18 protein-coding genes are annotated in these 17,957 nt (G+C 47.6%); 2 read left to right on the top strand and 16 right to left on the bottom strand.

Annotated features, from left to right (window positions below; translation table 11 throughout):
* Positions 1-51: 51 nt before the first annotated feature.
* The 13 genes from LO777_RS02970 to LO777_RS02910 form a co-directional block, all read right to left on the bottom strand.
* Positions 52-1,233 carry an MFS transporter gene (locus tag LO777_RS02970; RefSeq protein WP_228856077.1) on the bottom strand — a complete coding sequence of 394 codons (1,182 nt, stop codon included), beginning with the start codon at positions 1,231-1,233 and terminating at the stop codon, positions 52-54.
* Positions 1,234-1,356: 123 nt separating this feature from the next.
* Positions 1,357-1,962 (bottom strand): hypothetical protein, encoded by a 606-nt coding sequence (locus LO777_RS02965; protein ID WP_228856076.1) that lies wholly within the window; start codon positions 1,960-1,962, stop codon positions 1,357-1,359.
* 105 nt (positions 1,963-2,067) lie between these two features.
* Positions 2,068-3,645: a multiheme c-type cytochrome gene (locus tag LO777_RS02960; RefSeq protein ID WP_228856075.1), complete on the bottom strand. Its 1,578-nt coding sequence runs from the start codon at positions 3,643-3,645 to the stop codon at positions 2,068-2,070.
* 271 nt (positions 3,646-3,916) lie between these two features.
* Complete coding sequence (gene nrfD / locus LO777_RS02955) at positions 3,917-5,107, bottom strand: NrfD/PsrC family molybdoenzyme membrane anchor subunit (RefSeq protein ID WP_228856074.1); 1,191 nt, start codon at positions 5,105-5,107, stop codon at positions 3,917-3,919.
* The gene (locus LO777_RS02950; RefSeq protein WP_228856073.1) at positions 5,107-5,901 is read right to left on the bottom strand and encodes a 4Fe-4S dicluster domain-containing protein; all 795 of its coding nucleotides are present in this window, start codon (positions 5,899-5,901) and stop codon (positions 5,107-5,109) included. Before LO777_RS02950 ends, nrfD begins: the two co-directional genes overlap by 1 nt.
* A 2-nt stretch (positions 5,902-5,903) precedes the next feature.
* Positions 5,904-6,449, bottom strand: a complete 546-nt coding sequence (locus tag LO777_RS02945) for a hypothetical protein (protein WP_228856072.1) — start codon at positions 6,447-6,449, stop codon at positions 5,904-5,906.
* A gap of 306 nt (positions 6,450-6,755) precedes the next feature.
* A complete protein-coding gene (locus tag LO777_RS02940) occupies positions 6,756-7,499 on the bottom strand; it encodes a hypothetical protein (protein WP_228856071.1) in 744 nt (247 codons plus the stop codon).
* Positions 7,496-8,362 (bottom strand): 4Fe-4S binding protein, encoded by an 867-nt coding sequence (locus LO777_RS02935; protein ID WP_228856070.1) that lies wholly within the window; start codon positions 8,360-8,362, stop codon positions 7,496-7,498. Before LO777_RS02935 ends, LO777_RS02940 begins: the two co-directional genes overlap by 4 nt.
* Positions 8,359-8,871, bottom strand: a complete 513-nt coding sequence (locus LO777_RS02930; protein WP_228856069.1) for a 4Fe-4S dicluster domain-containing protein — start codon at positions 8,869-8,871, stop codon at positions 8,359-8,361. Before LO777_RS02930 ends, LO777_RS02935 begins: the two co-directional genes overlap by 4 nt.
* A gap of 118 nt (positions 8,872-8,989) precedes the next feature.
* The gene (locus tag LO777_RS02925; RefSeq protein ID WP_228856068.1) at positions 8,990-9,298 is read right to left on the bottom strand and encodes a chaperone NapD; all 309 of its coding nucleotides are present in this window, start codon (positions 9,296-9,298) and stop codon (positions 8,990-8,992) included.
* 2 nt (positions 9,299-9,300) lie between these two features.
* Positions 9,301-11,559: a molybdopterin oxidoreductase family protein gene (locus tag LO777_RS02920; RefSeq protein ID WP_228856067.1), complete on the bottom strand. Its 2,259-nt coding sequence runs from the start codon at positions 11,557-11,559 to the stop codon at positions 9,301-9,303.
* Positions 11,560-11,616: 57 nt separating this feature from the next.
* The gene (locus tag LO777_RS02915; protein ID WP_228856066.1) at positions 11,617-12,054 is read right to left on the bottom strand and encodes a hypothetical protein; all 438 of its coding nucleotides are present in this window, start codon (positions 12,052-12,054) and stop codon (positions 11,617-11,619) included.
* Positions 12,054-12,638, bottom strand: a complete 585-nt coding sequence (locus LO777_RS02910; protein ID WP_228856065.1) for a NapC/NirT family cytochrome c — start codon at positions 12,636-12,638, stop codon at positions 12,054-12,056. The genes LO777_RS02915 and LO777_RS02910 overlap by 1 nt, the downstream gene beginning before the upstream one ends.
* Positions 12,639-13,111: 473 nt before the next feature.
* Here LO777_RS02910 and LO777_RS02905 point away from each other — a divergent pair, with 473 nt between their 5' ends.
* Together LO777_RS02905 and LO777_RS02900 are read left to right on the top strand one after the other, a co-directional pair.
* Entirely contained in the window at positions 13,112-14,683 is a 1,572-nt protein-coding gene (locus tag LO777_RS02905; RefSeq protein ID WP_228856064.1) for an ATP-binding protein, read from the top strand.
* Positions 14,684-14,686: 3 nt separating this feature from the next.
* On the top strand, positions 14,687-16,030 hold the full coding sequence (locus LO777_RS02900) for a sigma-54-dependent transcriptional regulator (protein WP_228856063.1): 1,344 nt from the start codon (positions 14,687-14,689) through the stop codon (positions 16,028-16,030).
* Between the two features lie 78 nt (positions 16,031-16,108).
* On the opposite strand, the gene rlmB is transcribed toward LO777_RS02900, so the two are convergent.
* The 3 genes from rlmB to LO777_RS02885 are packed head-to-tail and all read right to left on the bottom strand — an operon-like array spanning position 16,109 to position 17,834.
* The gene (gene rlmB, locus LO777_RS02895; RefSeq protein ID WP_228856062.1) at positions 16,109-16,927 is read right to left on the bottom strand and encodes a 23S rRNA (guanosine(2251)-2'-O)-methyltransferase RlmB; all 819 of its coding nucleotides are present in this window, start codon (positions 16,925-16,927) and stop codon (positions 16,109-16,111) included.
* Positions 16,927-17,538, bottom strand: a complete 612-nt coding sequence (gmk, locus tag LO777_RS02890; RefSeq protein WP_228856061.1) for a guanylate kinase — start codon at positions 17,536-17,538, stop codon at positions 16,927-16,929. The genes rlmB and gmk overlap by 1 nt, the downstream gene beginning before the upstream one ends.
* On the bottom strand, positions 17,535-17,834 hold the full coding sequence (locus tag LO777_RS02885) for a DUF370 domain-containing protein (RefSeq protein WP_228856060.1): 300 nt from the start codon (positions 17,832-17,834) through the stop codon (positions 17,535-17,537). The genes gmk and LO777_RS02885 overlap by 4 nt, the downstream gene beginning before the upstream one ends.
* Positions 17,835-17,957: the final 123 nt, after the last annotated feature.

Below are 17,957 nucleotides of genomic sequence, written 5' to 3'. Positions count from 1 at the left end.
GACTCCGGGAACTTTGAAGGCGACTCCGCTCGAACTGATTAGAAATGCGGGCTAAACAACCATTTTTGCTTCTTGTCCATTACCAGAAGAGATCATCCAGGTCGCCAGTAGAGTCAGGACCATTACTGCTACCGCACACACATAAAACGCCCAGTGAATTCCCAGTATATCCATGGACGTTCCTGCCAGTACCGCACCTGTGAGAACACCACCGCTCATGGCAAAGCTGAAAACCCCCATCATTGTTCCATGGCCGTAGAGCCTCTTCCCCTCTTCCGAGGCATAGGCACCCAGTACCGGCCAGATAATGGCTTCCCCGCAACCAAGCAGCATATATAAGCCCACCATCAGGGGAAATTTTTTAATAGACGGCACGATCAAAATCGCCAGGATCATGCAGAATACTCCGATCAGAAGAAGGACGATTTTACTGTATTTGTCAGCAAGCCGACCAAAAGGAAGCTGCAGCATGGCATTGACCAGGGTACGGGAGGCAATGACGAAACCAACCTGCAGCCCTGTATGTGTTGGCCATTCAGACATAAGAAGGGGAAGAAAGGCCATGGTCGGCACCATGACGATCATGGTGGCATACCTGGCCAGCAAAATCCCGAGGGTACGCCTTGAGCGAATCATAACAGCAACACTTTTCAACAGGGGGACAGGTTTCTTTCCTTCCCCTGGGCTGTAACGGGGCATATTGACAATCACGAGAAAGAAGGCAAAAAAACTCATCCCCGCCATCAGGTAGAAAACGGAAAAAAATCCGAACAGATCGGAAAAGAGGCCACCGATGATCGGGCCGCAGCCAATCCCGCAGAAAATGGCTATATTGAGATAACTCATATAGCGTCCTTCCTGCCCCGCGGGAGAAAGCATGCTCATATACGCCATACCGATGGGCACTATCATGGCGGATCCCACGCCATGAAAGGCCCGGATAACAATGAGATGAAAGATATTGGTCGCCTGGGGAATCAGAAGGCCCACAAGCCCGTAAACAAGAAGCCCTGCAACAAGGAAATGTTTGCGCCCCCACCTGTCCGACAGGCTGCCGACCACAGGTTGCAGCAGCCCCCTGCTGATGGAAAAGACACCGATAATCATACCGAGACCAAGACCACCGGCACCTAGCTCGGAGGCAAATACAGGCATGACCGGCACAATTATGCCCATTCCGAGCAGGGCAATAAAAACGGAAAGAAGAAGGGTTACAAGGGTATTGTTTTTCATGGGGAACTCAAAGCATTCAGATGGTAAAAAATGAACATGCCCCAGGCACTATAGGCATCCTTGATAAATTGTCACCCCTTTCACCCTGGCTCCTGTCCCGCAGCTCAGCGTCAGATTAAAAAACTACCGATTATAAAATTTTTCCAGAAGACGGGGAGAGGAAATAATCCAGTGAATATCATTTTCCTGTGCATTTTCACCTGTTGCAGCAGTAAATGTCAGTTTGGATTTAAATTTGACGGTTGCAATAACCTGTACAGTTCCCTCCTGTTTTGAATCCACATAATCATCTTCAGAAATCCTGCCTTTTTTACTATAGGCCCAGTAAATGATCTGATCATGGGCCTCACTGGTGGGGTCACCAAAGGACATCATGAGGTCCGCAACCATGTTTTTTAACTCTTTACCAGTCACCTTTTCTTTTTTCTGATATATGGCCAGAATAATGTCTCTTTTCCCGTCCACTAGGATATGGATATCACCGTCTGTAAAAGTAAATGTTCCCGGATAGGATTTTTTTGCCATATTTTTGCCAGCCAGAATCTTTTGTTCCTCATTCAGTTTATGGGCCACAAAATAGCCGTTTACACCAAGCTGCAAATCAGCAACCTGCTTTTCAAGAGTTGCACTGTCAACTGCTTCCGACATTGCCTGGCCGCATGCAAACAGAATAAATACCATCAAAACCAATGGAAGCATGATTCTGTATTTTTTCTTCTTCAATCCCATGAAACCTCCCAAAAAAAACCGCCCCGGCCATAATGGTCGGAGCGGAATTGAAATTAAACATCTCCAGAGAAAGCACAGGCAAACAGTGCTTTCCAGGTTAACAATTTACTGCTTGTAGCGTTCCTTCTGCTCGGCCTCAATCGCTTTCATAACATCAGCGTTAAAACCTTCCTTATACCATCTATGTTCGGGACGCGCGAGGATCGCATCAATTTCCTTCTTGTACTTCTCGGTCATGTCATGTTTGGCTGCCAGATGGACAAGTTCCGGAATAAACTTGAAGTAGAACTTCTCTGCCACGTCATAGAGACCATGCCAATGGGTATAATCCGGGCCCTGCATGGCAGCACCGTGACGAGCACGACGACCTTCATGATGCCAGATTTCCCACCAGATCCATCCAAGATCGGTATGGAAAGTTGAACCCTTGATCAGACCATCTTTCTTCGCCATACCATACAGCTTCTTGGCAGGCTTGGCAAACTTCTCATTGTAGGTGACAACAAGCGCATCAAACTGCTTGTAAAAATTGTCAATCTGCTGCATACCATGACAGTTTTTACAGACACCTTTCATGTTTGCACGACGCTCTTCCCAGGAAACAACTTCAGCAATTTCCTTGGTGGCGGTGACTTTCTTCCACTTGCCATCCTTGATAACAAAGGTCTTGTACTGTTTTTCCGTACCGGCCTGAGGCGCAATTTCACCAGGGATATCAGCCACAGTACCATCATCAAAAATAACCCTGTTCAGCTTGACGGAAACCTTGGGACGCAGGGTCCAGGAAATTCTGTCACCGACATTATGGGTATTCTGGACAACAGCACCGTTGGACTTCTCATAAGATCCCATATGACATGTGGAGCAGGTAGGAGCAGTATAATAATCCTTGCCAAGTACCCAGGTACCAGCCTTCTGGATGTTCATACCATTCATACCACGACCACGGTCTGCCGAATAGTAGGCGATGCCATGTTTGGATTCTTCGTAGATTTCCTTCTGAGGATGATCCGGGCCGAGATGGCACTTGCCGCAGTTTTCAGGCTGGCGGGCAACGGCGGAACGGAAGGAATGCTTGGAGTGACAGGCCATACAGGAACCCTTGGAGCCATCGGGATTGATACGACCGATACCGGTATTCGGGTAAGTCATGGGATCAAGCATTACCGCATGGAACTCGTTCTTCAGCGTTTGACCGTCCTTGTCAGTTTGTACCTTGAGTACGGAGCCATGACACTGCCAGCAACCATTAACCGCGTCGGCCTTATCTTCGAGCGAACAGATAACCTCTCCCAGCACGTTGTCCAGAGAAGCCATAATCTGCCCGGCGGAAGCATGATGGGAGTTTTCCATTTCCTTTGCTTCCCTGGCGTGACAGAGACCACAATCCCTTGGAGACTGTACGGTCTTGATAATTGCTCCTTCATGCTCATAGGCCAGAATATCATCCTTCTGTGCCGCATGACAGTTATAGCAGGCCACGTTCGCCGCGGCATGGGGAGAATGTTGCCACTGCTTGACCATGGACTTGTTTTCCTTCAGGTGACAGTTAACACATTTTACATTCAACGCTTTATTCTTTTCATTATTCGCATCCATTGATGCCTTTGTTGTGGCAAAGGCGGGAATCGAAATAAAGATCCCTGCAAGTACCAGCAAAAGCATTTTTTTCCAATGTTGCATACTGTTTTCCTCCGAAATAGAATTGTTCAAATTCTTTACATGACCGCCCGGCCTGAATCCTCCTCTTCGACATCCTGAAAACCCCGAATCTGTGACAGGTAAACACAGATTCAGAATTTACTGCCTGCAGGATTCATGTGCAGAACGGTCAGACCCGATTTTTCTCCTGCTATTCCACCTCCCTTGCTGAATTTTTATTACCTGAATCCTGCGGGATTCAGGTATTACATTTTCAATTGTCTGAACATTACAGACCTGCCCAATATTTAAGCTACTCCGCAACCTCCTTTTCCACCCAGAGTGGAAAAATTCTGCTGAGAATAAAGAGAATTACCATGGGGGCAATCATTATACCGATAGCCACCAGGATACCTTCCCTGCCAAGCCATTCCGGAACAAATGTCACCTGCCCTCTGGTACTTTTGGACATCAGCTGACCTCCGATAACGACATTCCAGCGCATCAGCAGAACCTGAATCAGGATCATGAAGGAAACTATTGGAGCAAAAAAGAGGACCACCCTGTCTTTCAACTTCACAAGACTGAGAACCCCCAGCAGAATAAACGGAATCACGGAAAAGATTTTTACCTGGTAGAGCCAGTAAGTGTTGTACAGAGGACCCCATAGCAGATTTTCCAGCACATGCCAGTGGTGAGTACTCATGTAGAAATGGGTAAAAACTTCCAGCATTTCAAAAACAAAGTCGAGGATAAAAAAGCCCCAGAGAAACTTCAATGCTGTACGGATGCAGTCCACGTCAACTTCTCCGCCGGTAACCTTTTTGATCAGGATATAGGCAAATACAATTCCGGCAATACCGGAAACGCAGGCGGAAAGAAGAAAAATTACCGGCATCAGGGGCGTGGCCCAGAGCGGGTTTGCCTTGATCCCGCCGAAAATAAATCCGACATAGCCATGGAGAACACAGGCCATGGGGATACCAACGGCAGCAAGAAAAGATATGATCTTATGATCCAGCTGCATAGCCTCTTCGGAAACATTATCATTGAAAAAGGCAAGCATGGCATACATTTTTGCCTTCAAGCCAGTTGATTCCTTCCAAAGAACTACTGTAGTCGGCCGATAGATAAAAAGTATCTCGTGGACCAGAAGGATAAAATATGCCGAATAAATATAGCCGAAGCCTGCCATGGCCGAGGTTGGATTCGGTGTCAGCAGCATGGAAAGGCTTCTTTCCGGGTGACCAAGGTGCAGAAGCAGAGGCCATGTGGCGCAGGCTAGAAAAGCGAGAGCAAAAACCAGGGAGAACCTGGAAATGGGTTTCAACCCCTTTATGCCGAATACGTGATAGAGGGATGAAACGATAAAAGCACCTGCCACAATACCGGTGATATAGGGATAGAGCACAATCATAAGGCTCCAGTGAACATGCCAGTCATTTGGAAACACATAGTTGGATAAAGCGGCAACCGTGCCGCCGTGGGCTGCTACTCCGCTCATTAGACCACCTCCCTTCTTAACCCTACATAGTGAAGGGCCGGTTCATTGCCCATGGCCGGTTTCAATACCGAGATAACATGGGGTTCATGGAGAATCTTCCAGACTTCTGAATTTTTATCAGACAGATCACCGAATTTCCTTGCGTGGACCGGGCAGACTTCCACGCATGCCGGCAAAAGCCCCTTGCGGACCCGGTGATAGCACCAGGTACATTTTTCAGCAGTCCGGGTTTTTGGATTTATAAACCGAACGGAATAGGGACAGGCCTGAATGCAGTATGAACAACCGACACAGCGGGTCTTATCAATCAAGACAAAACCGTCCTTTGTCTGATAGGTGGCCCCGACAGGGCAAACCTGGACACAGGAGGGTTTTTTACACATGTTACAGAGCTTGGGAACAAAAAATGTATCCCTTGTCGGATGAGGTAACCCTTCCCGGGGTTTAGTATATCCGTCCAGTCCCCCGTTCGGTGAGTCCACATAGACATCATCGTTGTCGTCTATGATATACCGCTCCACCCATGTCCGGTAGTTTCCGTCCGGAACATTATATTCAGCCTTGTCGGCAACACAGCAGGAGCCACAACCGATACAGGCAGTAATATCCACAACGAAGGCAAACTGTTTTTTGGTAAACACGGAATCCTCGGCCCTCATACCTGGAATCTGTTCGGCAATTTCCACACTGTTTGCCGGAATTACCAGGAGCAGGGAACCGGCGATGGTCCCACCCAGCACCTTTTTAATAAATGCACGGCGATCCTGTTCAATCTCTTTTTTAATGTCAATCATCGTTACATTTCCTCCTTTATACCAATCATTTCCTTGGCCTGATTGATCCAAAGAAGAGGATCATGCACCATGTGGCACTGATCACATGTATGTTCAATCCGAACCTTTTTTTCTTCAAGATGTTGCGGCATCCCCACCATTTTGATTGATTTCCTGGGACGTGCCTGGATAATTTTATTGTGACACCGCAGGCAGAGATGGGTTATTTCCTTGCCCCTTCGCACCGGCAGGGTACCTGTCTTTTTACCATCTTTTACATGATCTGCGTACGGACCGTGACAGATCTCACAGGAAACCGTCTTATGCACACCTTTCCTATGAATCCTCCTGATGGGCTTATGACACTGAAAACACGACTCATTGGTCTGGAGCCGAACGGGTATGTTTTTCTGATCCTCAATGTCAGCACCACGATAGTGTCCATATTGTCCCATTGTGGCCGGTGAGAACACCTTCCTGGCGAAAAATCCGGCAACTCCGACAACGACCAGGGCAATAATCAGCCTGACCAGATGGGAGTAGTACTTCGATCTCGACTCCGATTGCACGTAAGACCTCCTTAAAAATGTTTAAAGAAGAACAGGTTGTTTATGCGAATCGTCCTTCCCGTTAAAAAAATCAAAAGATAAAAAGATAAGATACCTGACTTTTGCAAAATCAATTCCATTTTACATATCGTGTATACAGAGTGAATGCGGAGAACAGAAGGTTCAGACAGTTACCGTCCGGTAACGAAAAGAAAGACGCAAGCTACCTGACGGTAACAAAGAGCCACTGGTTTCCCTTCTGTCTACAGTGACCCGGAATTAGATGAATTCTATCAAAAAAAGGTATCAAAAATCCAGAGGGAATTTTCAAAACCAGTCATCTTCAAACTCCGCTTCACTTTTATCCTTGGCCCTGCTTGTGAAAAAAACTCCATGTTCCTTTTTTCCATCATGAAAAATAAGTGTCATTTCAGTCCGAATCGGCGTTGTAGTGTTCCATTTGCTGGATAGAATAATTGGCGGATTATTGGTCCATCTCTTGCCGTTGGTGACCATCACTTCCGTGGTTATTTCGTCTCCCCGGGAATTAATTTTCTTGATTTCCCCCTCTGGATCCTCCACCATCAGTTCCAGGACAAAAACATTGTCCCTATATCGTGTCAGGGTGACGGAGGCCTTGTCTGAAAGAGCCGTCTTTTCATGTGATTTTGCGATATCTTCGTACACAGTCACCTTGCCCTGAATCCCAGCTTTCTCAGGCACCTCATCATTTCGTCCAGCAGAGCTGAATGACAGGACAGCGCCAGAGGCGAGGGTACCGGTCACTGTCACATCCACACGGTTTTTCCGTCCGTCATCGGGTTCAAAATACCTGAAACTGCCATTATCACTGAGACTTTCCCACTGTCCTGCGACACAGCACTCTTCAGGAAAGTCACCCCCGCATCCAAGGAGCCTTCCACTGGCAAGAAATTCATAATATGCTCCATTACTCCCCTGCCATCCGATTTTTTTATCTCTTAACAGCGGGTTGGCGGTTTTCGGATTATCGCCGGAACATCCCGCCATCAGAACGACCAGTATCGGAATGAACAATCGCACCAGTTTCATGATTTTTCTCCCTGCTGATTTTCGTCATCCTCTCTCCGGTCAGTCCCCCTGGCAAATGTTAATGCCTGACCGATTTTTGAGCAGGTTACAACACAATCTCCGCAGTTTGTACACTCAATTTCACTCACATTGCCTACCATTTTCGGTTTCAGGGACAAAGTACAGGCAATAGCGCAGGGATCACGGGAACCTTTACATTTGCATCTTTGTTGATCAAAGACCACCCTCAACCGTTTCCTGTTCAACCGCTTTACAAGTGATATAAGCACAGACTGCGGACAGATATAACGACACCACAACCTCTCGCGAACAAAAAATTCCATCACGAGTAATGCCAGGATCACGAGAATGGAGAGAGAAACATACCCCTGCCCGAACAGATACTGGAAAAAACGTGTATACCAGGCGGGCATGGAAAGCTGATTCAGTACCGGTGTTGTGGAAAAAACCAGAAACAACACAATACCGGCCATAAAAATTACAAGTTTACAACGGAATCCGGCTCTACCTTTGACAGTATCATTGCTCCTTCTGCCAAGTATCTTTTTGCCAAAATTGACCGCAAGTTCCGAGAAAAAACCATAGGGGCAGATCCATGAGCAGAAAACTGTTCCAAGAAAAAATGCAACCGAAAGAACAAGCAGTGCGCCAACAAGACTGTCCAGAGTAATGGAAAGATTTTTTAATATCAGCTGTAGAACTGCCAGGGGGTCAGCCAGGGGAATAATCCAGAAATGAAAGGAAAGCAGGTTGCCGTAAAACAGACTGTAACGATTTTTATTGAGAATTGGAATGGCAATAAAAAGTACAATAATAAAAAGCTGACATGAGCGCCTGGTCATTTTGATGGACGGTTTTCTCATCCTTTACCTCCATCGTCTGTTTTCTCTCCTCCCTCCTCAACAAACCGGGTGGGTGTTATGGTTATGGCATGGGCTGGACAGACGTGCTCACAGAGCCCACATCCTGCACATTTTTCTGTAATTACAGGATATTCCCCCCGTTCAAGCTTCATGGCCACCCATTTCACAGGACAACGTTCATAACAGCTTCTGCAGAGCAGTGTTCCTGCCCATTGAAAACATTTCTCCCGATCAATAACTGCAAACCCCATGCGCACCTCTTCAATGGGAATATCATGGAGTGCATCAGATGGACAGATGGCGCTGCAGCGCATGCAGAGGTGGCAGGCGGCAACCCTCGGGTTTATCTCAGGCGTTCCGGCAACAAACGGATTAAAGCCGGTACGCATGACAATACAGTCGTAAATACAGACCTGTGCACACTGTCCGCACTGCAGGCAACGGGAGAGAAATTCCTTTTCAGTCCGTGCACCTGGCGGTCGTAAAAATCTTTTCTTTTTCTTTAACACAACCCTGCTCCATTCATCCTTTTGCCATCATCCTACCACATTGTGAACATATACTCAAAATAAACAGAAGAAGAGCCGTCCGGCATCAAGTCGGACGGCTCTTCTCGTTCATCAGGGTTCAGGGTATCTTGTTCTGTGGTGGCTGCCTGCAGAGTTCTTTCAGACTGAGATTCGTTTTCAGGTTCCCGTCTTCGTCAATTTCATCCTCAACCGTCAGGTATGTTGTGTAGACGGCGAGAACACCTTCAATAGTATCCAGTTGCTCCACAACCTTTTCAACTCTATCGGACGGAGCTTCCGCCACTACTACCACATACTGTTCCTGGTGAATACCGTAACTTGTCATCCCAGGCATGGCAACAATCGCCCTTTCCACAGCTTCCACATCGTTTTTTAATGCATGCACCAGCAATCCAGTAATTGCCATGATCAAGCCTTGCTGATTCTGACCGCACAGATCTTGAATTCCGGTTGCTTGGAACCCTTGTCTATGGCGTTCAAGGTTAATTTATTGATCATCAGGTTCGCATCATACCAGGGAACAAAAATCAGGCCGGGCCGGCATACATCACTGACCTTTGCCCGAAATACCATTTTATCCCTTTTGGTCTCAAGAAGGACATTGTCTCCGTTTTGTATCCCTTTAGCCTTCGCGTCTTCAATATTGACTTCCACGTAGGCTGCAGGAAAAGAGCGCCTCAGCTCCGGAACCTTCATGGTCATTGTACCGGTATGCCAGTGATCTATGACCCGGCCGGTGGTGAGCACCATCGGATATTCTTCATTGGGCTCTTCCGCAGCACCCTTATAGGGCCTGAACCAGATGACCGCCCGACCGTCAGGTTTACCGTAAAAATTATATTTTTTCGGATAATCCTTTGGAATATTGGGATCTTCCCCACGAACATAGCGGATCTTGGTTCCGGGATGATCTTCTGTTGGACAGGGCCAGAGAATACCGGAGGCTTTTTCCATCCTCTCCCTGGTCATACCTGAAAAATTGTAGGGTGTTGCAGCACTTACCATTCTCCATTCATTCCAGACATCATCGATGTTCTCATAGGGAATGACCCTGGAATCGACTCCCATTCTTTTGGCAAAATCCATTAAAATCTCGAAATCCGGCTTGCATTCACCCAGCGGTTCAGTAGATTTTTTCAGCAGGGAATAGCGCCTTTCCGAACAACCGTATGTACCACGCTTTTCGCACCAGAATGCCGCAGGCAGGAGAACATCACAATATTTGACACTCTCCGCATCCATAAACGGTTCACTCAGGACCATGAAATTATCTTTTCGTTTCATTCCTTCAGTATAGATATTCACATTAGGCAGAGAGTGAGCCGGGTTTGTACAGAGAACAAACATCGCTTTGACTTTGGCTTCGGAAAATGCATTCCAGAGAGCTATCGTATGCAACCCCGGCTTGGGGTTGATAGTTCCCTTTGGGATTCCCCACTGCTTTTCCAGGGCATTTCGATGGGCTTCCTTCTTGATGAGACGTCCGGCGGGCAGCAGATGACAGAGCCCCCCGGTATCTCTTACACCGCCACAGGCATTGGGCTGGCCGGTAAGCGAAAAGGGAGTGGCCCCTGGTTTGCCGATATGGCCGGTGAGCAGATGAAGGTTAGAGACCAGGTTGTTGGCCCATACTCCGCGGATTCGCTGGTTCAGCCCCATGCACCAGAAGGAGGTGGTGGCCGATGCCTCACCGAACATTTTGGCAATTTTACGGATCTGCGCCGCTGATACACCCGATATTTTCTCGACCTTTTCAGGTGTATAATCTTCGAGGAATTTCATATAAGCGTCAAAATCGACCTTTTTCTTGTCATTGGTCATGAAGTTGACATATTTCCCGTGAAAACGCGGGCTGTCCAGCTCCTCATTGATAATCACCCATGCCATACTGTTCAGTATCGCCAGATCCGTACCGGGCTTGAAAGAAACATGTTCATCCGCAATCCTTGCCGTATTGGTTCTACGTGGATCAATAACGATAATTTTTACATTGGGATCGGCCTGTTTTCTTGAGGCAACCCGTTTAAAAAGAACGGGATGACACTCGGACATATTGGATCCAATAATCATGATACAGGTGGCCGCATCAATATCGCTGTAACTTCCGCAGGGCTCATCTTTTCCGAAGGTGGTCACATAACCGCCAACAGCGGAGGCCATACAGAGACGTGGATTCCCTTCCACATTGTTTGATCCCAGTCCGGCCTTGAATATCTTAGAAGCCAGGTAGGTCTCCTCGGTCAGAGCCTGACCGGAACCATAGTAACCTATGGCTGTCGGTCCCCCTTCGGCCAGTGCTTCCTTGAACTTCTTTTCAACCAGACCCATGGCCTCGTCCCAGCTGGCAGGCTCAAGTTTCCCGTTCCTGCGGATATATGGTCGGGTCACCCGTTCTTTTGAATAGACGATTGGCGGCATCAGAGCCCCTTTCAGGCAGAGAAAACCACGGTTGTGATTATTGGGATCTCCCTTGACCGTCACACATTTACCGTTTTTTATACCAACCATAACACCACAACCTGTACCGCAGAACCGACAGACTGACTTCACCCACTGATCCGGCTCATCTGCTGCCGCTTCCCTAACCATGGAAAACGGTCCACTGATAGCCATCATGGCGGAACTCGCGGCTGCCGCCTTCAGCACTTCACGTCTGGATAACTTCATACCGTACTCCTCTTTAAGATATTAATATTCACCCGTCATTGATCAAAGATATCAATATTATTGCGTTTTACTTGCAGATTTCTGATAGGCATCATGGTGCAGGGAATTCTGATGGAACGGATGGCACTCATAACAACTCTTCTTTGTGCCGAATTTTTCAGCCATCCGTTTCATGGCCGGATCATGACATTTGACGCAAACCGCCCCCGGATCGGGAACCACCCTGAAAGGTACAGATCCTTTGCCGTCAGGCTGACCATGACAGACAAAACATTTCATCAGCTGAACTCCGTGTTTACTCTCCAGCCAGTTCTGTGCCACCCTGGGAGTGACGTATTTATGGCATTCATAACAATCAGCGGCATTATCCGTTGCCACCAGATGTTTTATGGTTCTACCCTGGGCAAGGGAAACCACGCAGAAAACAAGGCTGACGGCAGACAGCCAGAGCATCATGTTGCCAGAAATCCGTAATACTGTTTTGATCAGCTTCATCAGTTCCCCTCCTTGAGTGCTTTAACCATTGGATGATCGGCAAGATTTTTTGCAAATTCAGCATTGATGAGAAGATCCCTGTCAAATTCCGGAAGGTGAGCAACATTCCGGTGACAGCCTGCACAGTTTTTCCTGGTGGAACCATTTTTCCCAAGAAATGCATCATGACTGAGCCTGCCGATCTCGGAAATCTTCTTTCCCCGGGCATCCTTTGACAGATCTTCATGACAGACCTGGCATTTTTTTGCCGGAACTGATTGCTGCACGTTTTTCTGCATTGCTCTTCTGTCAAAATCTTCAGGTTTGAAAATTTTCTTGTCGTAATACTCATCCCGTGCATAATAACTTGTCACTGGATTAAAATGAGGAGTATGGCACTGATCACAGCTTATCTTTTTACCGTCCTTATCCTTTGCATGAACAGAATAGCTCAGTTCATACTCATACGTCCTGACATCGTGACATCGCATGCATTCCTCCGCAACAGGACGATCCCCGGCAAACGCTGTTCCCCATCCAACCAACAGGTAGGTTACGACAGCTGACACAACTCCGTGCATAACTCTCATTAGACTTCGCTCCATAATGTCACCTCTTTTTCAAGTTATGGTTTTCCCTTGTTTCACCCGTATTTCACACTGTTATTCAGTAAGGGTTAGCAAGGAGCATTCCAATTTCTCTTTTTATGTATTGTTAGGGACTTATTGCCGACTTCCCCAGGAAATGATACCTCCCGGTAACATTTCATCCCGGCAACGGCACCAATTGGTAATGCCTGAAAGAAGGATTTTCGTTTTCTCCCGAAAAATTATCATGTAGAATCGAAAGAACTCACGAGAGTCCATCTCATGCTGCATTGAGATTTCACTAGTGTCCGTCCGGAAACAAGATCTTTCGTTCGAGTTCAGGTAAGCGTAAGCTCCGAGGAGCATGAAGAAATTAAAAGTGGCAGCATATTAGACATATGTGAGCATTTTTTTCTTCGTAGCGACCCAGAAATCGGGTAAAAAGCCATTTTGAGACGAACACTAACTCGCAACTGACCCGGAAGAATATCATGCACTGGAAATCAGCAGCCCATATTTCATTACGAACAAAATTTATTATTTTTATCGGGGCTATCATCTCGGCATCCTACCTGTTCATGCTTTATCGCACTTCGGTCTTTGATGAATCGATGATTCTCCGCCAGGCTGAACAGCAGGCGCGCATGCTCTATAAACAGATACTGCTGACCAGACAGTGGGCTTCTGATCATAATGGTCTGTTTATTTTGAAAAGAAGGGGTGTAAAACCGAATCCGTACCTTGATCTCCCCATGGTGCGGGACAGTGCCGGACACACCTATTATATGCGAAATCCGGCCATGATAACAAGGGAACTTTCAATCTATGCAAAACGGGATGGTCTTGGATATTTTGGTGTAACGAGCCTGAACCCGATCAACCCAGGTAATGAGCCCGATGAATTTGAAAGGAACTCACTCATTTCGTTCCAGAAAGGAGTAGATGAAGTAATTGCTGTGGAAAACAATGATATGGGAAGGGTCGTCCGTTTTATTGCCCCCCTCCGGGTCACGGAATCCTGTCTCCACTGCCATGCAAGTCACGGTTACAGCTATGGGGACATCAGGGGTGGACTCTCCATTACCATTCCCATCAACTGGGCTGACGACCTTATCAGACGCAATACCCACTCCCTTATTTTCATAGGAGTGGTTTCGATTTTTCTAGTCACCATTGCCCTTTTTCTCATGTTTGAATCTCTCATTGTTCATAGAATCAACCGGTTATCCCAGGCAATGGACGCCTTTCCCGATGATCTCCCTGAACAGCACCTGCTCCCTTCGGTCTTCAGGGATGAACTGGACAGTGTCAATGATAATTTTGTCCATTTCTGCAACCGGTTGAAAAAATCACAGAATGAATTAATTCAGGCCAGAAACCAAGCCCATCTCAACGAAAAAATGGCCTCCCTCGGTATCCTTACAGCCGGAATCGCCCATGAGGTCAACAATCCATTGGGCGGCATGTTAAACTGTGTGAAATCAATACGTGAGAATCAGGATGACAAGGAAATGATTCAACGCTACCTGCCGTTGATTGACAAGGGACTCAGGCAAATCGAACAGACCATGCGCCAGCTCCTCAACTTCGGCCGAACCGAGCCCCTCACCCTGCGGGAGGTGGACCTGCAGACCTTAATCATGCAATGTACTGAATTGTTGTCCTTTAAACATAAAAATATCGACTTCGACATACGCGTTCTTGTCACGACCACTTATATGCTTGATGCGGAAGCACTCAAGCAGATCATTATCAACATAGGTCTCAACGCTATTCAGGCCATGCCGGATGGTGGCTGGCTGCTTATCGAGTGTAAGAGGGAAAATGACAATCTTATCTTTCTCTTCCGTGATTCGGGGATGGGAATTCCTGAAAATGACCTGCCCCATATTTTTGATCCCTTTTTCACGACCAAGGATGTGGGCGAAGGGACAGGACTCGGACTGGCCGTAACATTTTCACTTGTACAGCGAATGGAAGGGGAAATTACCGTGAAAAGTAGAGAGAATGAAGGTACGGTCTTTATCATAACCTTACCCATAACCCCGAAAAAACCAGAGTAGACAATGCCGAAGATTCTATTAGCGGAAGATGACGAAATCATGAGGATCTCTGTTTCCGACAGATTAAAGCAGTGCAACTGGCAGGTTGATGAGGTTGATGACGGCCTCAAGGCCCTCAGCCTCAGTGAACGTCATCATTATAACCTGATTATCTCGGATATCCGTATGCCGGGACTGGATGGCCTCTCCCTTCTCGGGCATGTCCACACGAACAGTCCGGAAACGGATATCATCATGATGACCGCCTACGGCTCAGTTGACAACGCCATTGACTGCCTGAGAAAAGGTGCCGCTGATTATATCCTCAAACCCTTTGACATGGATGATCTTATCATCCGGGTTAACCGACTGCTCGATGCACAGGCTGTCAAAACTAAATGTGAGGCACTGGAGGAAAGCTGCAAACAGCGGGAATCCGGTACCAGGCTTTTCGGGGATTCTCCTGCCATGCAGCAGGTGTATGAACTCATCAGGCAGGCTGCACCCACCAAGGCAACAATTCTTGTCACCGGAGAATCCGGGACCGGCAAGGAGCTGGCAGCCAGGGCCATCCATATGGCCAGCAACCGCCGCAACCAGCCCTTTGTCTCCATTAACTGCGCCGCCATTCCAGACGGCCTCATGGAATCCGAGCTTTTCGGTCATGAAAGGGGTGCATTTACCGGAGCCGACCAAAAACGTAAAGGAAAATTTGAGCTGGCCAACAAGGGGACCCTGCTTCTGGACGAACTTGGAGACCTGCCCGGCCCTCTCCAGGCCAAACTTCTCAGAGTCCTTCAGGAAAGCCGGTTTGAACGGGTTGGCGGCAGCAAAAACATCAGTGTTGATGTCCGTATTCTTGCCTGCACCTCCAAAGATCTGCAAAAAGAAGTGGAAGCTGGCAGATTCCGGCAGGATCTTCTTTACAGGCTACAGGTCATTCCATTAAAAATGCCTCCCCTGAGGGAACACAAGGAAGACATCGAACTCCTCTGCAATGTCTTTTTAAAAGAATTCAACTCCATGCACGGAAGATCAGTTACAATCACAAGGGAGGCCATCGAATGCCTGAAAAACTATGATTTTCCCGGCAATGCCCGGGAGTTGAGAAACCTGATGGAACGGGCATCCGTATTGTGTCAGGGCCCGGAAATCACCCCCGCCGATCTGCCCACGGACATCGCCGGGCTCCAGGGAGAATCGGAAGATGTGGGCTATAATCTTGCAAAAAACATAGCTGTTGCCGAAAAGAACTGTCTTTTGCGGGCGTTGAAAAAGAGTGGTGGAAATCGCACCAAAACGGCAAAACTTCTTGGAATAAGCAGGAAGAACCTATGGGAGAAGATGAAAAACTACAACCTCCAGTAGTACCGGAATTCGTTCACTTCGTCCTGTTCTGTCGTAACAAGTCACAGGATTTGCAACTATTTGTTTTCATCTACTTTATTACCCATGAGCACTTACGTTCTGTCTCATTGCTTCAAAAAGGATAACAGCAGCGGCCACAGAACTGTTCAGAGAATCCAGCCGTCCCTCCATGGGTATGGAGAGCAGCATATCACATTCTTTCCGGACAAGGGAACGGATCCCCCGTCCTTCGCTGCCCACTATGAAACAGGCGGGAACTGCAAGATCAGTGTCATAGAGGGAAGAGGCATCATCGTCCTTTACGGCTCCAAACACCCAATACCCTGCCTTCTTCAGTACCTTAAGCGCAGAAACAAGATTAGTGACCTGGCAGATATCGATATGGGAGAGAGCTCCTGCTGAACTTTTCGCAACTGTCCCACCAGGGGAAACGGAACGCTCCCTTGTAATGATCACTCCTCCTGCTCCCGAGGCAAGGGCCGAACGGATAATGGCCCCGAGATTATGGGGGTCCTGCAGGGAATCGCATATCATCAACCTGGTATTGGTACCATCTTCACGTTTTGATGGATGCTTTTGAAGAAACTCCTCAAGAGAAAGAAGCTCTGTTTCACTTGTGCGGGCGATAATCCCCTGGTGACGAACCCGGGAGGCACCATCGCCGGTAAGACGAATCGAAGATACAAAGGTGAGCTTGATTTGACGGGACCGGGCCATGGCAATAATTTCTTCGATCCTGGCCCCCTGCCTGTCTTTCTGGATGATAATCTCAGAAAAATATCCCTTTTTCTCCTGCAGGGCCTCAAAGACCGGATGAACACCCCAGAGCAGATCATCACTGAAACGGATTCTTTTTTCCTGGCCATTTTTTTTCTTTCGTCCGGGCATTTCAACCATTACTCCAAAATTCCTTTTACCGCTTCCCCCGATGGGAGGCGAAAAAAACGTGCCCGCTCGGCTACAATAATGGAACAGAGCAGATCGACGGCTTCATCCAGTTGATTATTGACAATCAGGTAGTCATACTCACCTGCGGCCCGCATCTCTTTTTCTGCATTGGCCAGTCTCACCAGGAGCTGCTCCTCACTTTCCGTTCCCCGTGAGCGCAATCTTCTTTCGAGTTCAGCAAGCCCGGGCGGAGCAATAAACACATGGGCACCGTCCACTGATCCGGATTTTCTCAGTATTGCCGCCCCCTGAACATCAATATCCAGAATCACATCCATACCCTTTCCCAACTGTTCATCAACACCTTCCCGACTGGTTCCGTAATGATTGGCATGCACCTCCGCATATTCAAGGAAACGATTCTGCTCCACCATTTCAAGAAACCGGGTCCGGTCCGTAAAATAATAATCTCTGCCATCCACTTCCCCCGGTCTGGGCCTGCGCGTAGTGTGTGAAATGGAAAACACAAGGCGAGGGATGCGTGTTATCACCCGTTTTAGAATTGTTGTCTTGCCGGCCCCGGAAGGAGCTGAAATCACAAACAACCTCCCCTTTTTCATGAGTTATCTCCTGTTAATTCCCTCTCTTTTGCGAAATACTCACCCAGGTGATATTGGGGTTCAAGAGCCTGCATCCTCTGATTTATCGTATCTGGCTGAACAGAGGAGAGAACCACATGGTTTGAATCCATCACAAGAATGGACCGGGTCCGTCGTCCTTCTGTTACATCGATTAACTTACCTGCTTTTTTGGCAACATCCTTGAGTTTCCGGGCGGGTGAGGAGCCCGTGTTGATTACCGCTATAATTCGGTTCACCATCACCGTGTTGCCAAAACCAATATTCAATAACTGCATTTTCTAAAAAAAATCATGTGTTTTCAAAATTGATGATCTCGTAAAAAGTCGTTCAACATTCCCAGATGGACTCTGGAAAAACTTCGATATACAAGGCGTGGCGGTGTCGTGTAAGCGCAGGCG

This window comes from Desulfomarina profundi, from assembly GCF_019703855.1.
GTDB classification, from domain to species: Bacteria; Desulfobacterota; Desulfobulbia; order Desulfobulbales; family Desulfocapsaceae; genus Desulfomarina; species Desulfomarina profundi.
Note: the sequence above shows the minus strand (reverse complement) of the source record. Positions and strands in the feature narration are given on the sequence as shown.

Bases quoted from the DNA above. Each gene is read 5' to 3' on its own strand.
- LO777_RS02970 (WP_228856077.1), bottom strand. From the start codon at position 1,233: ATGAAAAACAATACCCTTGTAACCCTTCTTCTTTCCGTTTTTATTGCC.
- LO777_RS02965 (WP_228856076.1), bottom strand. From the start codon at position 1,962: ATGGGATTGAAGAAGAAAAAATACAGAATCATGCTTCCATTGGTTTTG.
- LO777_RS02960 (WP_228856075.1), bottom strand. From the start codon at position 3,645: ATGCAACATTGGAAAAAAATGCTTTTGCTGGTACTTGCAGGGATCTTT.
- nrfD (WP_228856074.1), bottom strand. From the start codon at position 5,107: ATGAGCGGAGTAGCAGCCCACGGCGGCACGGTTGCCGCTTTATCCAAC.
- LO777_RS02950 (WP_228856073.1), bottom strand. From the start codon at position 5,901: ATGATTGACATTAAAAAAGAGATTGAACAGGATCGCCGTGCATTTATT.
- LO777_RS02940 (WP_228856071.1), bottom strand. From the start codon at position 7,499: ATGAAACTGGTGCGATTGTTCATTCCGATACTGGTCGTTCTGATGGCG.
- LO777_RS02935 (WP_228856070.1), bottom strand. From the start codon at position 8,362: ATGAGAAAACCGTCCATCAAAATGACCAGGCGCTCATGTCAGCTTTTT.
- LO777_RS02925 (WP_228856068.1), bottom strand. From the start codon at position 9,298: ATGGCAATTACTGGATTGCTGGTGCATGCATTAAAAAACGATGTGGAA.
- LO777_RS02920 (WP_228856067.1), bottom strand. From the start codon at position 11,559: ATGAAGTTATCCAGACGTGAAGTGCTGAAGGCGGCAGCCGCGAGTTCC.
- LO777_RS02915 (WP_228856066.1), bottom strand. From the start codon at position 12,054: ATGAAGCTGATCAAAACAGTATTACGGATTTCTGGCAACATGATGCTC.
- LO777_RS02910 (WP_228856065.1), bottom strand. From the start codon at position 12,638: ATGGAGCGAAGTCTAATGAGAGTTATGCACGGAGTTGTGTCAGCTGTC.
- LO777_RS02905 (WP_228856064.1), top strand. From the start codon at position 13,112: ATGCACTGGAAATCAGCAGCCCATATTTCATTACGAACAAAATTTATT.
- LO777_RS02900 (WP_228856063.1), top strand. From the start codon at position 14,687: ATGCCGAAGATTCTATTAGCGGAAGATGACGAAATCATGAGGATCTCT.
- rlmB (WP_228856062.1), bottom strand. From the start codon at position 16,927: ATGGTTGAAATGCCCGGACGAAAGAAAAAAAATGGCCAGGAAAAAAGA.
- gmk (WP_228856061.1), bottom strand. From the start codon at position 17,538: ATGAAAAAGGGGAGGTTGTTTGTGATTTCAGCTCCTTCCGGGGCCGGC.
- LO777_RS02885 (WP_228856060.1), bottom strand. From the start codon at position 17,834: ATGCAGTTATTGAATATTGGTTTTGGCAACACGGTGATGGTGAACCGA.